This window comes from Clostridium minihomine, assembly GCF_900240385.1.
Taxonomy (GTDB): Bacteria; Bacillota; Clostridia; order Oscillospirales; family Acutalibacteraceae; genus Faecalispora; species Faecalispora minihomine.
The window spans coordinates 67,079-82,952 of record NZ_OEQH01000005.1; the positions used below are offsets into that span (position 1 = coordinate 67,079).

Consider the following 15,874-nt stretch of genomic DNA (forward strand, 5'->3'; position numbering starts at 1 on the left):
AAAACAGTCGCCAAAATCAGTCTTTGGTCAAACAAAATTGAATCCGTGATTGTCTTGCAACACCCCCGCCCAACGTTTTGTATTCCGTTGGGCGGGGGTGTTATCTTTTTCTATATAAAGCCGTTTCTTTCTGTTATCATTAAAAAGGCCATAAAAAACATATTTTTTAAATTACAGCATGGAATCATCACAAAGGGTGGTATCCTTTCTTTTTTCAGGTATAATAAATAGCATGATATTTAAGAAGGAAGGGATCAAGTGACGAATTCAAACAGAGTCCCCAATGGTTTGGAAAAAGAAAAAAGTCCGTATCTTTTGCAGCATGCATATAATCCGGTGAATTGGTATCCCTGGGGCAAAGAAGCTTTTGAAAAAGCACAGAAAGAGCAAAAACCGGTCTTTTTGTCGATCGGTTATTCCACTTGTCATTGGTGCCATGTGATGGCTCATGAATCCTTTGAGGATCCAGAAGTGGCTGCGCTTTTAAATGAATATTTCATCAGTATTAAGGTAGACCGGGAAGAACGCCCGGATGTGGATGCGGTGTATATGGCGGTGTGCCAGGCTATGACCGGTTCGGGCGGCTGGCCTATGACAATTTTGATGACGGCCGATCAAAAACCCTTTTGGGCGGGAACCTATTTGCCCAAAACTGGAACAATGCAGATGATTGGGCTGATGGATCTGCTGGGGGCAATCATCCAGCAATGGAAGACAGACCGAGAAAAGCTTTTGTCAGCGGGGGATCAGGTGGCCGGATTTTTAAAGGAATCCCGTGAACCGGAAGCGTATGAAGGCAGCGGAAAGGATTTGCTGCAAAGAGGAGTAGAGCAATTTCGCCGCATCTATGATATTCGGTGGGGCGGGTTTGGAAGAGCACCGAAGTTCCCATCAGCACATAATTTATTGTTCCTGCTGCGTTATTCTATTTTGGAAAAAGATTCTGACCTTCAGGAAATGGTGGAGCACACGCTCACTCAAATGTACCGCGGCGGTATGTTTGATCATGTGGGGGGCGGTTTTTCCCGGTATTCTACCGATGAAAAATGGTTGGTGCCCCATTTTGAAAAGATGCTTTATGATAATGCCCTCTTGGCCGACGCCTATTTAGAGGCGTTTCGCATTACCCAAAAGCCGCTGTATCGGCGTGTGGCAGAGCAGGTATTGGATTATGTTCTGCGTGAACTGACCGATGAAAAGGGTGGGTTTTACTGTGGTCAGGATGCTGACAGTGACGGTGTAGAAGGAAAGTTTTATGTGTTCACTCCCCAGGAATTAGAAACAGTATTGGGAGCGAAGGACAGCGAAGAATTTTGCCGGTGGTTTGGAATTACAGAAGCGGGCAACTTTGAAGGGAAGAACATTCCGAATCTCATCCAAAATCAGCAATATGGGGAAGAAAATCAACACATATTACGGTTGTGTGAAAAACTTCGCGATTATCGAATCGAGCGCACCCATCTGCACAAGGACGATAAGGTGCTGGCTTCTTGGAATTCCCTGATGATTGCTTCTTTTGCAAAAGCGGCACGAATTTTGAACCGGCCGGATTATGGACAGGCAGCAAGAAAAGCGCAAAGATTTATTGCGGACAGCATGACAAATTCTGATGGCCGCCTTTTGCTTCGCTGGCGGGAAGAGGAAGCTGCCCATGCCGGACAGCTGGATGATTATGCTTTTTACGCACTGGCTTTGCTGGAACTGTACCAAACAAATTATGAGGAAAAAGATCTGGCACTGGCTTTGCAGACAGCGCGGCATATGATGGATTGGTTTTGGGATGACGAAAACAATGGTTTCTATTTATATGCCAAAGACAGCGAACAGCTGATCAGCCGCCCAAAAGAGGTGTTTGACGGTGCAATGCCCTCCGGCAATGCGGTTGCTGCCTTGGTTTTGCAGCGGTTATTTCATCTGACCGGAGAAATTGTTTGGAAACAGGCTGCCGAAAAACAGCTGCAGTTTTTAAGTGCGGCAATGCAGGAGTATCCGGCTGGACACAGCGTTTCTCTTCGCGCTTTAATGGAGGAAGTATATCCATCTCGTCAGTTGGTTTGTGTCACAGGGGACAAGCAAATCCCAAGTGAAATAAGGGGAATTGATGCCTTTCATTTCAGCATATTGGTAAAAACCAAGTCCAATCAGCAGGAACTGGGGCGTCTGGCTCCCTTTGTTCAGGAATATCCGATTCCGGAAACCAATCAGGTGCGTTACTATCTGTGCCAAAACGGCGCGTGCCTGCCCCCGGTGGACAGTATAGATGAATTAAAAAAGCTGCTGCAATCATAGGGGTTTCTATTATTTTGAAGTTTCCGTTAAATTTTCATTTGAATGTATGCAGAAAAAAGGAGGGCATGGTATGCTTCGGTTTTCTAAAAAAATGCTTTTGGTTTATACGGCCATTTGCTTTCTAGTGCTGTTAAACGGTTGTCATATGAAAGAAAGTCAATCTTCCTCTCAGCCAAAGAATTCAGTTTTTTCTGCAAGTGAAGTCAGGGTGTTCCGATACAGCGAAACGCCTTCCGTTCAGCTTGAGGGGAACAGCGAAGATGCAAAGGAAATTACAGGATTGGTAGAGCAGCTGTTAGAAACCAACACCAAAGCACCCGGGTTTGTTTCTTTGGCCGTATCAGAAGAAACCATAAAATCCTATCAACAGTCCGATGTTTGTGTGGAACTGATTCTGGACAGGGAGTATGAATATGCGATTTATGGTGCTAACGATTCCAGAAGTGTTAACCTGAAAAAGTGCATGATTGCTATCAACCAAAAGATGCTGTTTTACAGCGAAGGAAGCGATTATTTGAGTGGCCCGCTGGTTTTGTCCGATACAACCGATTTATCGAATAAAATTAAACAGCTTTCCTAACCCAAAGGAAAAGCATTCGTCTGTAATTTTTAATGGATGAAGTCAAAAAGCTTGCCGCTAATCAGCGGCAAGCTTTTTGTTTTCTATGATAAGAATACCCGTAGTTTTGGAAAGCTTCGATGAGTTACTCCATGTTCTTATATCTTATTGTTTTTCAACCAATAAAAAAGACAAAAGCCGATTTTTGCGGAAAGAAAGGTGAATGTTCCGGGGGAACAAGCACTCAGATTATTCTAACAGCATATTCTAGATATGGGATAAGCTTAGATTAAGAGAAAGGGGAACATGAGAAGCATGGCAGCAAATCAGAATATGCAAAATATGCCCAACATGTCAAGCATGCCTAATATGCCGAGCATGTCGAACACGTCAAACATGCCAAGCATGTCGAATACGTCAAACACGCCAAGCATGTCGAACACGTCAAACACGCCAAGCATGTCGAACACGTCAAATATGCCAAGTATGTCCAACACGTCAAACATGCCAAACATGTCGAACACGTCAAGCATGTCGAACACGTCAAACATGCCAAGCATGTCGAATACGTCAAACACGCCAAGCATGCCAAACACGTCAAACATGCCAAGTATGTCGAACACGTCAAATACGTCAAACATGCCGAGCATGTCGAACACGCAGAACATGCCAAGCATGTCGAACATGTCAAGCATGTCGAACACGTCAAACACGCAAAACATGCCAAGCATGTCGAACATGTCGAACGTGTCAAATATGCAAAACATGCAAAACTGCGAAATGACAATCGCGGTTCCGCCGTTACCCGCACAAACGGTGGTCGCTATGGCGTATGTACCATTTCAACAATTCGGCACCACTTATTCAGCGGAAAAAGGATTTAATCAGGGGACCATTTTCCCAGATTTAGATAAGCCCTTTACCGGGAAACGAGGTGTGCTGAAATGAGCGAACAGGAAAAATTACTGCGTCAGATCAACTCTTACCGATTTATGGCTTGGGAACTGCATATTTTTTTAGATACTCACCCCAATGACTGTGAAGCCGCGAAAAAAATTGCCGAAACCCGAACCAAGATAGACGAACTGGTAAGGAAATATGAAGACGCTTATGGACCTATGGGAGAAACCAGCAATCAAACCAGCCGCTGGGCATGGGTTAGCGGCCCCTGGCCATGGGAAATCGAAGAGGAGGCTGACAACTGATGTGGGTCTATGAAAAACGACTGCAATACCCAGTGAAGATCAAAAACCCTAATCCGGCATTGGCCAAAATCATTATCACTCAATACGGAGGGCCTGACGGAGAATTGGGAGCCTCTTTGCGTTACTTGAGCCAACGGTTTACCATGCCCTATCCCGAGCTAAAAGCGATATTGACAGATATAGGAACCGAGGAGCTGGGCCATTTAGAGATGGTTGGAACCATTGTGTACCAACTGACGCGGAACCTGACGCCGGAACAGCTGAAAGAGGCTGGGTTCGATGCGTATTTTGTGGATCATACCACGGGCATTTATCCGGTTGACGCCAGCGGCGTCCCGTTTTCCGCTTCCACTTTTGCGGTTAAGGGAGATCCGATTACCGATTTGCACGAAGATTTAGCAGCAGAACAAAAAGCACGCACTACCTATGATAATATTCTCAGATTCTGCGATGATCCGGATGTGATTGATCCCATCCGTTTTCTTCGGCAGCGCGAAGTGGTTCACTATCAGCGTTTCGGCGAAACAAACCATACAAAAGGAAACATACCTTTGAGCGGACGAAAAATCTGGCGGAAGCTCCTGCTATTATTCGCCAGATGTGCTATAATATAAAATAGAAATGCAAACGAAAAGGAGCAATTCATGCTATTATCCGCAGAAAAAATTTCAAAAAATTATGGGATGAAGCAACTGTTGCAGGATGTTTCGCTGTATCTAAATGAAGGAAATCGAGTTGGCATCATCGGAATCAACGGTACGGGCAAAAGCACTCTGCTGAAAATTCTTGCTGGTGTGGAGCCGCCGGATCAAGGCTCTATTGCAACCAACCCCAATATACAGTTGTCTTATCTTCCGCAAAACCCGCCCATCCAAGATGACTATACCGTTTTGGAACAGGTTTTTGCAGAGTTCCCCGCGCAGTTTCGCGATTTGAAAGAATACGAAGCAAAGTCGATGCTGACACGCCTGGGAATTACCGATTATGAAGCAAAAATGGGGACGCTGTCAGGCGGGCAGCGCAAACGGGTGGCCCTTGCTACCGCACTGATTCACCCGGCTGATATTCTGATTTTGGATGAGCCCACCAACCATCTGGACAGTGACATGGTTTCTTGGCTGGAGCAGCACTTGCGCCGGTTTAGCGGCGGCCTTATCATGGTGACCCATGACCGGTATTTTCTGGAGCGGGTGGTAACCCATATCGTTGAGTTATCTCACAGCAAGCTCTATACTTATGAGGCAAATTACTCTAAATATCTGGAACTCAAGAGTCAGCGAGAAGAGATGATGGTGGCCAGCGAACGCAAGCGTCAGGCCGTTCTGCGCAGGGAATACCAGTGGATCATACGGGGCGCCAAAGCGCGCAGCACGAAGAGCCGCAGCCGGATTGACCGCTATGAGGCGCTCAAGGCTCAAACCACGCAGGAAGAAGACGACACAGTTCAAATCTCTAATTTATCCAGCCGTTTGGGGAAAAAGATCATCGAGCTTTCCGGGGTTACGAAATCCTTTGATGACCGCACACTCATTCGGGATTTTTCTTATCTTTTGGAACGGGAGGACCGCATTGGAATCGTTGGCAGAAATGGTGTGGGAAAGTCCACTTTGCTCAATTTGATTGCAGGCAAGTTTTTGCCGGATGCCGGAACAATTGAGGTGGGCGCTACTGTTCAAATCGGCTATTTTTCACAGGAATCCCGGGAATTGGATCCGAATCAAAGGGTATTTGATTTTATCTGTGACATTTCGAATGAAGTCAAAACGTCTGAAGGAACTTTTTCTGCCTCTCAGATGCTGGAGCGGTTTTTGTTTTCTTCTGATTTGCAGTATTCTTTAATTGGAAGGTTAAGCGGCGGCGAACGCCGGCGCCTTTATCTGCTAAGCATTTTGATGCAGGCCCCCAATGTTTTGTTGTTGGACGAACCCACCAACGATTTGGATATTGAAACGCTGACGATTTTAGAGGAATATCTCGAATCTTTTGCCGGCCCGGTAATAGCGGTATCTCATGACCGTTATTTTCTGGACAAGGTGGCCAGCGATATTTTTGAGATCAATGAAAACGGCACGATTCTAAGATATTCAGGGAACTACAGTGACTATGAAGAAAATCGAAAAATAGAACAGCAGCAGGCTGCCCCAAAAAAGGAAGCCTCTGCGCAAAAGGGAGCACCGAAAAAGCCACAGAAGCTAAAGTTCTCTTTTAAAGAGCAGCGAGAGTATGAAACCATAGACGATGATATTGCCGCACTGGAAGAAAAAATTGCAGAGTGCGGGAGCGAAATCGTCAAAGCCGCCAGCGATTATGTTCAGCTGCAAACACTGATGGAACAAAAGGCAGATTTGGAAGTGGAACTGGATGACAAAACAGAGCGATGGGTTTATCTGAATGAGTTAGCAGAAAAAATCCGTTTGCAGAAATAATCAGAATCCGGTTCGAACTGTTTGGGTGGGGGATTTTAGTGAAAGCGGAGAATACCACACAATATTATGCCTATATGCTGCGCTGTGCCGACGGCACCATCTACAGCGGCTACACCACGGATCCAAACCGCCGCACGGCTCTGCACAACAAAGGGAAGGGCGCAAAATATACGCGCTCCCGCCTGCCGGTGGAACTGGTTTTTGTAGAACGCTGCGCAACAAAAAGGGAAGCGCTTCAGCGGGAAGCAGCCCTAAAAAGATTGAGCCGCGGCGAGAAATTATCTCTTATTGAGCAGGGCAATGGTTCCTTTTAGCGTTTGAAAGAGCTTCTTGCAGAATGAATAAAATTCACTTTTCACCTTGATACGTTTTAAAAACAAAGAAAAAAGCACCCCGATTGTAACGTAACATTTACAATCGGGGTGCTTTTTCATATGACAATGCATTTTGTACCGGATAGGAGGTAACATGATGCAAATTTGGAATGTAGTTTTTTTGATTCTTGCTTAGAGCGGGAGCACCGTTTTGCCAAATTCATTGTTGACCACATTGGCCATTGCGGTGTAAATGGCGCTCAGTCCGCAGAAAATTCCCACCCAGCCGGCCATCAATTTAATTGGGGCACTGCCGGTAAAGTCACCGATGGACAACAGGAAAAACAAAATGGCAAGAGATAAAAAGACAACCCGTGATGCAACATTGTGCTTTAATGTGCCGATAAACATAAAGGTTGTGAAAATACCCCACAGCAGCAGATAGAACCCCATAGAAATTTCGTCGGCAGCGGTGCTGTGAAATGGGTTGATCCAAATGAAAATAAGCGACCACCAAAACAAGCCATAAGCTGTGAATGCGGTAGCGCCAAAGGTGTTTTTGCATTGGAACTCCATAATGCCGGCGATAATCTGTGCCAATCCGCCCAGTGCGAATCCCATTGCGATGACTACAACGGAAAGCGGAATAATTTCTGCATTATGCAAATTGAGCAATACAGTCGTCATTCCAAATCCCAGCAGTCCCAAAGGCCCCGGATTCGCGTGTTTGATTTCTTTTTTTGTTGTTTCTAGTTCCACAATGATTCCCCTTCAACATGATTTGTCTGTATCACCATAAAGAATCGGAGCACTTTTCCCTGAGCAGGTTCCGTGTGCTGATTCATTATGCTTTATAAAAAGAGCAAGAGCACGATTTAACACCTTCATAAAAACGCATCGCGCAGATGTTCCCAATCACTTGTGGAACACAATAGGGTGTTTTTGTATTGCCGCAGGCTATCGACAAAAAAGCTGTTTTTCCTGGCTTTTCCGGCAAACGTCCTTCCATTATATCGTCCGAAAATGTTCTTGTAAAGGGATTATGATACTTTTCTTGCTTTGTCTGTTTTTTCCAATGGTTTCCCCGTAATAGTTAAAAAAATAGCAATTGTGGAAGATGAAGACTAAGAGAATCATGGCTTCAACCACAGGCGATAAAAACTGGTTCTTGTGAAAGATCTTTGGTACTTTGCAAGTGTTTGAGGAACATGAAACAAGCGAAAAATGATGGGAGCATTTGTTTCCGGGTGAGTGTGGAGCTTCCCCAAATTAAAATCGGGTGATTTAGAAACGGTTTCTTTTCAAAAGAAAGTGAAAGGAACGGGGCATTGCTGACCGGCGAAAGGGAACAGGTTGTTTGTGGCAGACAGCGATTCCGAACAGCTTATTTGGAATTAAAAACAAAAAAAGAGAGCATAATACTCTCTTTTGACTGCAAATATTAATCCAACGGGGCATAAAAGAATGTGGTGTTATCCACGATTTGACACCATTTTTGATGTTCCAATACATGAATAATATCGCTTCGCTTTACGCCTTTTCCCATTGCCTTGGTGATATCGGTAATGCGGATCAGTTGATTTGCATTCTGTTGAAAAACAACCAATAGCCGATCCCTAAGATCATCTGTATTTGGGGTTGTTTTTGCTTTGGCCGGTTTGGTGCCGCTCAAACATTCCGGGTGTTTTTTAAGATAGAGAACATAAAGTGCTTTGATACGGCTCAGCAGTGCGGGAGAAATACCGGTAAGCTCCGGCAGTTCTTCAAATCGGCAGTTTACCAGGTCTTTCATCTGTTTATAGCTATGAAGCTCGCAATAGCGAAGAAACGGGGAATAGCTATCGCTGTAATAAATTTGTGTAATTTCGTCCATGGAGTCAGCCCTTTCCTGTTTTATGACACGAGAAATAATTATACTCGGAATTTCAGGCAGATACAAGGCTTAATATTTCAAATGAGGCAATCACAAAGGAATTGTTTTTTATATGAATTCCGAATAGAACAGGACTTTAGCCTGAATCAGGCGGTTTTAAAGCGTTAGTCGGCGTCGGATATCATGGTGAATAGAAAAAATATGTATCAAGATATAAAATAAAAAGTTTAGTAAGATAAAACAAAATCAGCGCTTATTGGTTTATCTTCAAGAAAAATCGCACGGCGCGGATTTTTGCCCTTGTCTTTTTCTTTTCGCCTTTATCTTCTTTTACAGTGCTGCAACTTTGTGGTAAAATGAATTTAACATTCAGCTTTAATGAAGGAGTTTCAGATGGAAAGCATTGTAAGCATACTCGCAAGAGAACTGAACAAGCGAGAAGAGCACGTTAAAAATGTGATAGACCTGATCGATGAAGGAAATACCATTCCCTTTATCGCACGTTACCGGAAAGAAATGCATGGAACGATGGACGACACCGTGCTTCGTGACTTGGCGGACAGGCTTACCTATCTGCGAAATCTGGAAGCTCGCCGTGAAGAGGTAAAAAAAGCGATTGAAGCACAGGAAAAGCTGACCGAAGAGCTTACAGCCCAAATCGATGCTGCCCAAACACTGGCAGAAGTCGAAGACCTTTATCGTCCCTATAAGCAAAAACGCCGCACCCGCGCGACCATTGCCAAAGAAAAAGGGCTGGAGCCGCTGGCGATGACGCTTTTGGAGCAGCGCAGGGATTTGCCCGATATCAAAAAGCTGGCCGAAGATTATGTGGATGCTGAAAAAGGAGTCGAGAATGCCGAGGATGCACTTGCTGGTGCATCGGACATTGTGGCAGAAATTGTGGCGGATAGCGCCGAGATCCGCCGCCTTTTGCGAGATCTGATTCTGAAAAAGGGAATTTTAACAGCCAGTGCCGAAAAAGAAGAAGATTCGGTATACAGTCTGTATTACCAGTTTCAGCAGCCGATTTCCCGGCTTCAAGGGCACCAGATTCTGGCCATAAACCGGGGCGAGAAGGAAGGATACCTGAAGGTTTCAGTCGAGATAGAACGGCAATTGGCTTTGGGATTGATTTGGAATAGAACGAGAAAACCTGGCTCCAGCGCATCAGAGTTCATTCAGAATGCGGCGGAAGACGGATATGACCGCCTGTTGTTCCCGTCTATGGAACGGGAGGTGCGCACTGCCTTGACAGAAACGGCGTCTGATGGAGCCATACACAATTTTGCTATTAACTTAAAGCCTCTTTTGATGCAGCCGCCGGTTAAGGGCCACGTGACGATGGGTCTTGACCCGGGGTATCGAAATGGATGCAAGGTTGCTGTGGTGGACGGCACAGGTAAGGCATTGGATACCGCTGTGGTGTATCCCACCTATGGGGAACGCCAGAAAAATGAGGCCATCGCCGCTTTGGAAAAGCTGATTCACAAACACAAAGTCGAGCACATTGCCATTGGAAACGGTACGGCTTCGCGGGAGACAGAGCAAATGACCTGTGAGCTAATTGCCCGCACGCCGGGCGTTAGCTATATGATTGTCAACGAGGCGGGGGCGTCGGTCTATTCCGCATCTAAGCTGGCAGCAGAGGAATTTCCGCAGTACGATGTTAATTTGCGGTCTGCCATATCCATTGCGCGCAGGATGCAAGATCCGCTGGCGGAGCTTGTTAAGATTGACCCGAAGGCCATCGGTGTAGGGCAGTACCAGCATGATATGCCGCAAAAAAGGCTGGATGAAACACTGTCTGGTGTGGTTGAGGACTGTGTTAACGCGGTGGGGGTCGATTTAAACACCGCTTCGCCTTCTTTGCTGCAGCAGGTTTCCGGATTAAGCAGCAGAACGGCAAAAAACATTGTGGTTTATCGGGAAGAAAACGGAACATTCACGTCGCGCAGGCAACTGTTAAAAGTGCCCAAGCTGGGCCCCAAGGCATATGAGCAATGTGCCGGATTTTTGCGTGTGTCTGAAAGCAAGTCTGTGCTGGATAATACGGGTGTGCATCCTGAAAGCTATGCGGCCGCAGAAAAACTGATTTCACTGTGCAGATATACACTGCGGGATGTGGCCGACGGAACGCTTCAGGAGCTGCCGGAGCGAGTGAAAAACTATGGCGAAGCCAAAATAGCAGAAGAGTGTGCAGTGGGCGTCCCGACACTCCGGGACATTGTAAAAGAGCTTTTGAAGCCCGGCCGTGATCCGCGTGACGAGCTGCCGCCTGCTTTGCTGCGCACAGATATTCTGGATATGAAAGATTTGGCAGCGGGGATGGTGTTGACCGGAACCGTGCGAAATGTGATTGACTTTGGTGCATTTGTCGATATCGGCGTGCATCAGGACGGATTGGTGCATATTTCAGAGATTGCAGACAAATTTATCCGCCACCCCTCTGAAATGGTATCTGTGGGGGACATCGTTCAGGTGGTTGTTTTGGATGTGGACACGAAGAAAAAACGCATCTCTCTTTCTATGAAGCAGGTCAAAGACGCTCAAAAATAATGGTAAACTTTGTTTGCGGAGCGATTCTCTAACCAGAACTCATGTGGTGTTTTTTCAGCGAATGAATGGAAAGGAAAAATACCACGCCGGAGCTAAAAATGGAAATAGTATTTTGCAAGGCTTTGCTCAATTTTGGAATCAAAATATTGATGTTGTATCGCCTTGGAATATGAGAATCGCCATCAAAGAGCACAAATCATTGGAATCCGTTTGTGTGGGGAAGGCAAAGAACCTTCCCTGTGAAAGCCAGCGCTTATTAGGCGCTGGCTTTTTTGTCTTTTGGGGGCTTATGCGAACCACTGGCTTTCAGGGTGGTTTCGGATTGATAGCCTGATTGGTTATTTTACGTCATCCTTTTTTGGGCGGCAGTTGAGAAAACTTTTTTATCTAAGCCATTTTACCGTGCTTTGTTTGTCCAAAATGGATTTTTGGATGCTGTCATTGTCATAGTGAAATTTGCCCCATTAGGGATAGCCGAAAAAATCCTGCCAAAGCGTTTCAGATGCCCATATCCGGACATACATTTTCGGACAGCCATTTGTCATAGAGTGGTAGTAACAAGGGGGGCTGGTACTCCATGACAAACGGACCAACGTATGAAGAGACTGTGCAGCAGGTGACCTGCGGAGAAAAAATTGTTACTATTCGAAATTGGACACCGGTTTTCACAGCCCAGGAGCGTGAAAAAGTAAAATCAGATATTAACCGAACCCTTTATGAAGTCTTTTCAAAAATAGAGTGACATTGACGGAATACACAAAAACCGCAGAACCATTTATGGGCAACTGCCGATTTTGATTTTTCAGAGAGGGGAGGGAAGGTGTTATGATTGCGATTTATGCCCGACAATCGGTTGACCGGGACGATAGTATCTCCGTAGAAAGTCAAATTGAGGCATGCCGCTATGAAGCGAGGGGAGAAGTCTTTGTTGCGTATATTGACAAAGGCTACAGCGGGAAAAATACCCTTAGGCCGCGCTTTCAAGAACTGATTGCAGACATTAAACGAGGAGAAATCGCAAAGGTGATTGTTTATCGGCTGGATCGTATCAGCCGTTCCATTCTGGATTTTTCGTCCATGATGGCCTTGTTTGATGAATATAAAGTGGAGTTTGTTTCTTCCACCGAAAAGTTTGACACTTCCACTTCCATGGGGCGTGCCATGCTCAATATCTGTATGGTGTTTGCCCAGTTGGAGCGCGAAACCATTCAGCAGCGTGTGACGGATGCTTACTATTCCCGCAGCGAAAAAGGCTTTTATATGGGGGGCCGTGTTCCCTATGGATTCCGCTTGGCAGAATGCACTCTTCACGAGAAGAAAACAAAAGCTTATGTCATTTGGGAAGAAGAAGCAGAGCAGATTCGGCTAATGTATCAACTTTATTCCGAGCCGAACACCTCTTACGGCGATATTGTGACTTACTTTCAGGAACATGGGATTACCTATCGCGGGAAGCCGTGGCAAAGAACCAGAATGGCTGATTATTTAAAAAATCCGATTTATGTTCAGGCCGATTTGGATGTGTATGAATTTTTTCAGCAGCAGGGCGCGGTGATTGAATCCCCGCCAGAAGACTTCATCGGGGTGAATGGGTGTTACTATTATAAAGGAAAAGATGCCGATAACCGCAAGCAGTCTGATTTTCGGGAGAACCGACTGGTGCTTGCGCCCCACAAAGGAATTATTCCCGCCGATTTGTGGCTGAAATGCCGCATGAAATGCCGCAAAAACAAACAGGTTCAGCCCGGGCGCAAAGTGGTGAACACTTGGCTGGCGGGCTTGATAAAGTGCGGAAATTGTCACTATGCCCTGACAGTGAAAAAGTACAGCACAAGGCGTTCCCGCTATCTGCTTTGCAGTCAGAAAATGAACGCCAAGGCATGCAAAGGGGCCGGAACCATTTATGCAGACGAGTTTGAAACTATGATTTTCGATCAAATGGTTCAAAAACTGCGGGAGTTTCCGGTGCTGGTCAAAGAAAAAGAAGCGGTTTCCGAAAATCCGGAAGCTGCGGCGCTGCGGATTGAACGGAATCAAATCAAACAGGAAATGGAGTCTTTGCTGGATAAAGTCGCTATGGCCAACGATATATTGATGGCTCTTTTAAATCAGCGCATTGAGAAACTGGTGGCCAGACAGGCTCAGATCGACAGGGAGCTAACTCGCTGTTTGGTTCACCGGGTCAATCAGGAAGGATTAAAAAAGATTACGAACTATTTGAATCGATGGGAAACCATATCTCTGGATGAAAAACGAAAGGTTGCCAGAAGCCTGATTGCGGTGATTTATGCAACCAGCGATCAGGTAGAAATCTATTGGAACATATAATGTTTTTTTATTTCGGCTGAAAAAGGTTGCCCCTTTGTACGTTTTGGGGAAGGTCTGCGTATTACCACCGATCATTTGGATAGCAGAAACTTTTATGCATTTAACCCTTCATTTGATAAAAAGCCCCAATAACTTGAATCACCGAAAAAATTTCATAGCGGATTTTAAAAGCCCGTCGCAAAGCAGGATTTTGCAACGGGCCTTGTTTATGAGGTAATCGTCAATTGCTTTTAGAAACTAAGAGCCGGAAGGACCTGTGTTTTTGGTGATAGAATATCCACTGCAGAGAATGCAATTAGGGGATAAGGCGCTCGCTGGGCAGTATTTATAAAACATCAAAAAAGGGTCTGCTGCTTGTGTGAATCAAGCAGCAGACCCTTTTAGCTGTTTTTTCGGTTTTTCTGGGAGCATTGCGATTTGGAAAAATAATAACCAAACCAATCATTCATTGTGGTTATTGGTTTTCTTGAGAATGGGGTTCTGCCGGTGGCTGTGCTTCCGGCTGCGGGGGTTCCGGTTCAGCAACCGGCTGCTGCTGCCCATAAGGCCGATAGGAAACGGGCACAGATGGCTGCGTGACCGACTGCAAGTTACCATATCCGTATGCGGCAGGCGCTTTACCATAAAAAGTGGGTTTGCATTTGCAGGTGTAAATCACCTGAGTATTGCACAGCAGATCGTGCAAAGCCCTTTTGGTGTCGCTGCCCCCAATCATCAGATATCCGATGAACAAAAGGGAAGAAAGATACCGGCCGATGGTTTCTCGATAGAGAACGTTAAAAAGGGTTAACTTGTCGCCATCAGTGGAAATTACCCGCAGATTCATCAGGCGTTTGCCCACCGTGGCCCCTGTGGTATAAGTCATGAAAATAAAATAGGTTGACATGGCCAGATACAAGAAAATATGGTATGGGCTGAATTGGAACAGAACAGGCCTTAAAAACCAATTGTCTGGGTTTTGCATCTGCATAAACCAGAATGGCAGGCGCACTGCCAAGCACAGTATGGTTCCAATCAGCAGCAAATCGATGAGATACGCCGCCAAGCGGACAAAAAAGCCGCCCGGTGTGGGGGTGTTATTCTCCAATGGCTGCATAATACATCGGCACCCCGCTCTCTTTAATTTCCATTAGATCGGCCAGCTTTTCGGCATCGCTGCGGTTATATTGCTTTGCCAGTGAGAAAAGGGAGGCAAAGGGAGAAGCGGAAGAAGAGGGGGTATAGAATTCCACGGACTCTTCCAGAGTTTCTTCCAATTGATTTTGTGCTTCTTCATAACCGGAAATTCCGTCTATCAGGTTATTTTGCAATGCCTGCTTTGCGGTGTAAATGCGTCCGTCTGCCAAAGGCCGAACCTTTTCTGCACTCATCTTGCGGCCTTTCGCCACGATATTCACGAAGTTTTCATAAGGTTCATCCACAAGAGATTGAAAAATCTTTGCCTGTTCCTCTGTCATGTCAACACCGCCGTTGCCCATGGATTTGTTTTTTCCGCTGGTGAAAAGAACACTCTTTACGCCAACTTTATCCATTAATTCTTTATAGTTGGTCAGGGAAATGATGACACCGATAGAGCCGGTCCAGGTTTGGCTGTTGGCAATCACTTTATCTGAAGCCATCGAGATGTAATACCCTCCGGATGCTGCCATGTTTGCCATATAGGTCCAAACCGGGCGCTGGGTGTTTTCTTTGTATTTCAGCAAGCGCTGATACAGCTCTTCGCTTTCATAAACACCGCCGCCGGGAGAATTTACATACAGAAGAATTCCTTTGTTGTTGGAATCGTCTTCCAGGCTGTCTATCAATTTTAAGGTTTTGCTGTGGTTATATCCTTCTTCCGGCAAAAGGGAGGAGGAAGAAGAGGAAGCCTGAATGGTGCCTTCGACCGGAATCACGCCCACAAACGGATCTGTGGGAAAGTTCACCGAAGGGTCTTCCATGGAACTGAGCAGCTTATTAAAATAGCCGCCTTGCTGTGACTGGCCGGCAAAGCTTTGAATCAGCATGCTGGAACCATACACAAAAACGAATACGACTGCTGCCGCTATCAATCCTACAATTTGTTTTTTATTCATGTAATGTCCACCTTTTTGAAAGAGATATTTCTTTCCTTTTCTAGTTTAACCGAATAAATCAATCATATCGATGTTACCCCTTGTTTGTCAAGCAAAGAACCTTTGTATGCTTTTTCACATGGGATACTTGGTAATATTATACCGGAAGAAAACGGAAACCGGGTCTGCTTTGCGGAATAAAGCAGGAATATTGTCCCGGGTAATATTTTTTCTTTTCTCTCAATGGTACAACCGCTGCGCACTCCGGAC

The 15,874-nt window shown here is 45.6% G+C and carries 16 protein-coding genes and 1 pseudogene; 12 read left to right on the forward strand and 5 right to left on the reverse strand.

The window, feature by feature from the left end:
- Nucleotides 1-258: 258 nt before the first annotated feature.
- On the forward strand, nt 259-2,289 hold the full coding sequence (locus C1A02_RS11600; RefSeq protein ID WP_101698401.1) for a thioredoxin domain-containing protein: 2,031 nt from the start codon (nt 259-261) through the stop codon (nt 2,287-2,289).
- A gap of 70 nt (nt 2,290-2,359) precedes the next feature.
- Nucleotides 2,360-2,869, forward strand: coding sequence for a hypothetical protein (locus tag C1A02_RS11605; RefSeq protein WP_101698402.1), 510 nt, complete (start codon nt 2,360-2,362; stop codon nt 2,867-2,869).
- Nucleotides 2,870-3,174: 305 nt separating this feature from the next.
- Here C1A02_RS11605 and C1A02_RS11610 read toward each other — a convergent pair whose 3' ends face one another.
- Entirely contained in the window at nt 3,175-3,561 is a 387-nt protein-coding gene (locus tag C1A02_RS11610) for a hypothetical protein (RefSeq protein ID WP_129588165.1), read from the reverse strand.
- 25 nt (nt 3,562-3,586) lie between these two features.
- Between C1A02_RS11610 and C1A02_RS13760 the strand changes: the two genes are divergently transcribed.
- The 5 genes from C1A02_RS13760 (at nt 3,587) to C1A02_RS11635 (ending at nt 6,793) form a co-directional block, all read left to right on the forward strand.
- Complete coding sequence (locus C1A02_RS13760) at nt 3,587-3,796, forward strand: spore coat associated protein CotJA (RefSeq protein WP_243578001.1); 210 nt, start codon at nt 3,587-3,589, stop codon at nt 3,794-3,796.
- A complete protein-coding gene (locus C1A02_RS11620) occupies nt 3,793-4,053 on the forward strand; it encodes a spore coat protein CotJB (protein ID WP_101698405.1) in 261 nt (86 codons plus the stop codon). Before C1A02_RS13760 ends, C1A02_RS11620 begins: the two co-directional genes overlap by 4 nt.
- Complete coding sequence (locus C1A02_RS11625) at nt 4,053-4,667, forward strand: manganese catalase family protein (RefSeq protein ID WP_243578002.1); 615 nt, start codon at nt 4,053-4,055, stop codon at nt 4,665-4,667. The genes C1A02_RS11620 and C1A02_RS11625 overlap by 1 nt, the downstream gene beginning before the upstream one ends.
- 30 nt (nt 4,668-4,697) lie before the next feature.
- A complete protein-coding gene (locus C1A02_RS11630; RefSeq protein ID WP_101698406.1) occupies nt 4,698-6,479 on the forward strand; it encodes an ABC-F family ATP-binding cassette domain-containing protein in 1,782 nt (593 codons plus the stop codon).
- Nucleotides 6,480-6,553: 74 nt separating this feature from the next.
- Nucleotides 6,554-6,793: a GIY-YIG nuclease family protein gene (locus C1A02_RS11635; protein ID WP_164997219.1), complete on the forward strand. Its 240-nt coding sequence runs from the start codon at nt 6,554-6,556 to the stop codon at nt 6,791-6,793.
- Nucleotides 6,794-6,985: 192 nt separating this feature from the next.
- On the opposite strand, the gene C1A02_RS11640 is transcribed toward C1A02_RS11635, so the two are convergent.
- Nucleotides 6,986-7,552 (reverse strand): acetate uptake transporter, encoded by a 567-nt coding sequence (locus tag C1A02_RS11640; RefSeq protein WP_243578003.1) that lies wholly within the window; start codon nt 7,550-7,552, stop codon nt 6,986-6,988.
- 682 nt (nt 7,553-8,234) lie between these two features.
- Nucleotides 8,235-8,666, reverse strand: a complete 432-nt coding sequence (locus tag C1A02_RS11645) for a hypothetical protein (protein ID WP_101698408.1) — start codon at nt 8,664-8,666, stop codon at nt 8,235-8,237.
- A 393-nt stretch (nt 8,667-9,059) separates the two neighbouring features.
- On the opposite strand from C1A02_RS11645, the gene C1A02_RS11650 reads away from it, so the two are divergent.
- The 5 genes and pseudogenes from C1A02_RS11650 to C1A02_RS13765 all read left to right on the forward strand — a co-directional run.
- Nucleotides 9,060-11,222, forward strand: coding sequence for a Tex family protein (locus C1A02_RS11650; RefSeq protein WP_101698409.1), 2,163 nt, complete (start codon nt 9,060-9,062; stop codon nt 11,220-11,222).
- 61 nt (nt 11,223-11,283) lie between these two features.
- The gene (locus C1A02_RS11655) at nt 11,284-11,556 is read left to right on the forward strand and encodes a hypothetical protein (protein ID WP_101698410.1); all 273 of its coding nucleotides are present in this window, start codon (nt 11,284-11,286) and stop codon (nt 11,554-11,556) included.
- A gap of 243 nt (nt 11,557-11,799) precedes the next feature.
- Nucleotides 11,800-11,964 carry a hypothetical protein gene (locus C1A02_RS13555; protein WP_164997203.1) on the forward strand — a complete coding sequence of 55 codons (165 nt, stop codon included), beginning with the start codon at nt 11,800-11,802 and terminating at the stop codon, nt 11,962-11,964.
- An 83-nt stretch (nt 11,965-12,047) separates the two neighbouring features.
- Nucleotides 12,048-13,550 (forward strand): recombinase family protein, encoded by a 1,503-nt coding sequence (locus C1A02_RS11660; protein ID WP_101698411.1) that lies wholly within the window; start codon nt 12,048-12,050, stop codon nt 13,548-13,550.
- Between the two features lie 33 nt (nt 13,551-13,583).
- Nucleotides 13,584-13,682: pseudogene (locus C1A02_RS13765) on the forward strand (manganese catalase family protein); the annotation flags it as partial.
- A gap of 322 nt (nt 13,683-14,004) precedes the next feature.
- On the opposite strand, the gene C1A02_RS11670 reads toward C1A02_RS13765, so the two are convergent.
- Both C1A02_RS11670 and sppA read right to left on the reverse strand, forming a co-directional pair.
- Entirely contained in the window at nt 14,005-14,646 is a 642-nt protein-coding gene (locus C1A02_RS11670) for an RDD family protein (RefSeq protein ID WP_101698412.1), read from the reverse strand.
- The gene (gene sppA / locus C1A02_RS11675) at nt 14,627-15,625 is read right to left on the reverse strand and encodes a signal peptide peptidase SppA (RefSeq protein WP_101698413.1); all 999 of its coding nucleotides are present in this window, start codon (nt 15,623-15,625) and stop codon (nt 14,627-14,629) included. The genes C1A02_RS11670 and sppA overlap by 20 nt, the downstream gene beginning before the upstream one ends.
- Nucleotides 15,626-15,874 lie beyond the last annotated feature (249 nt).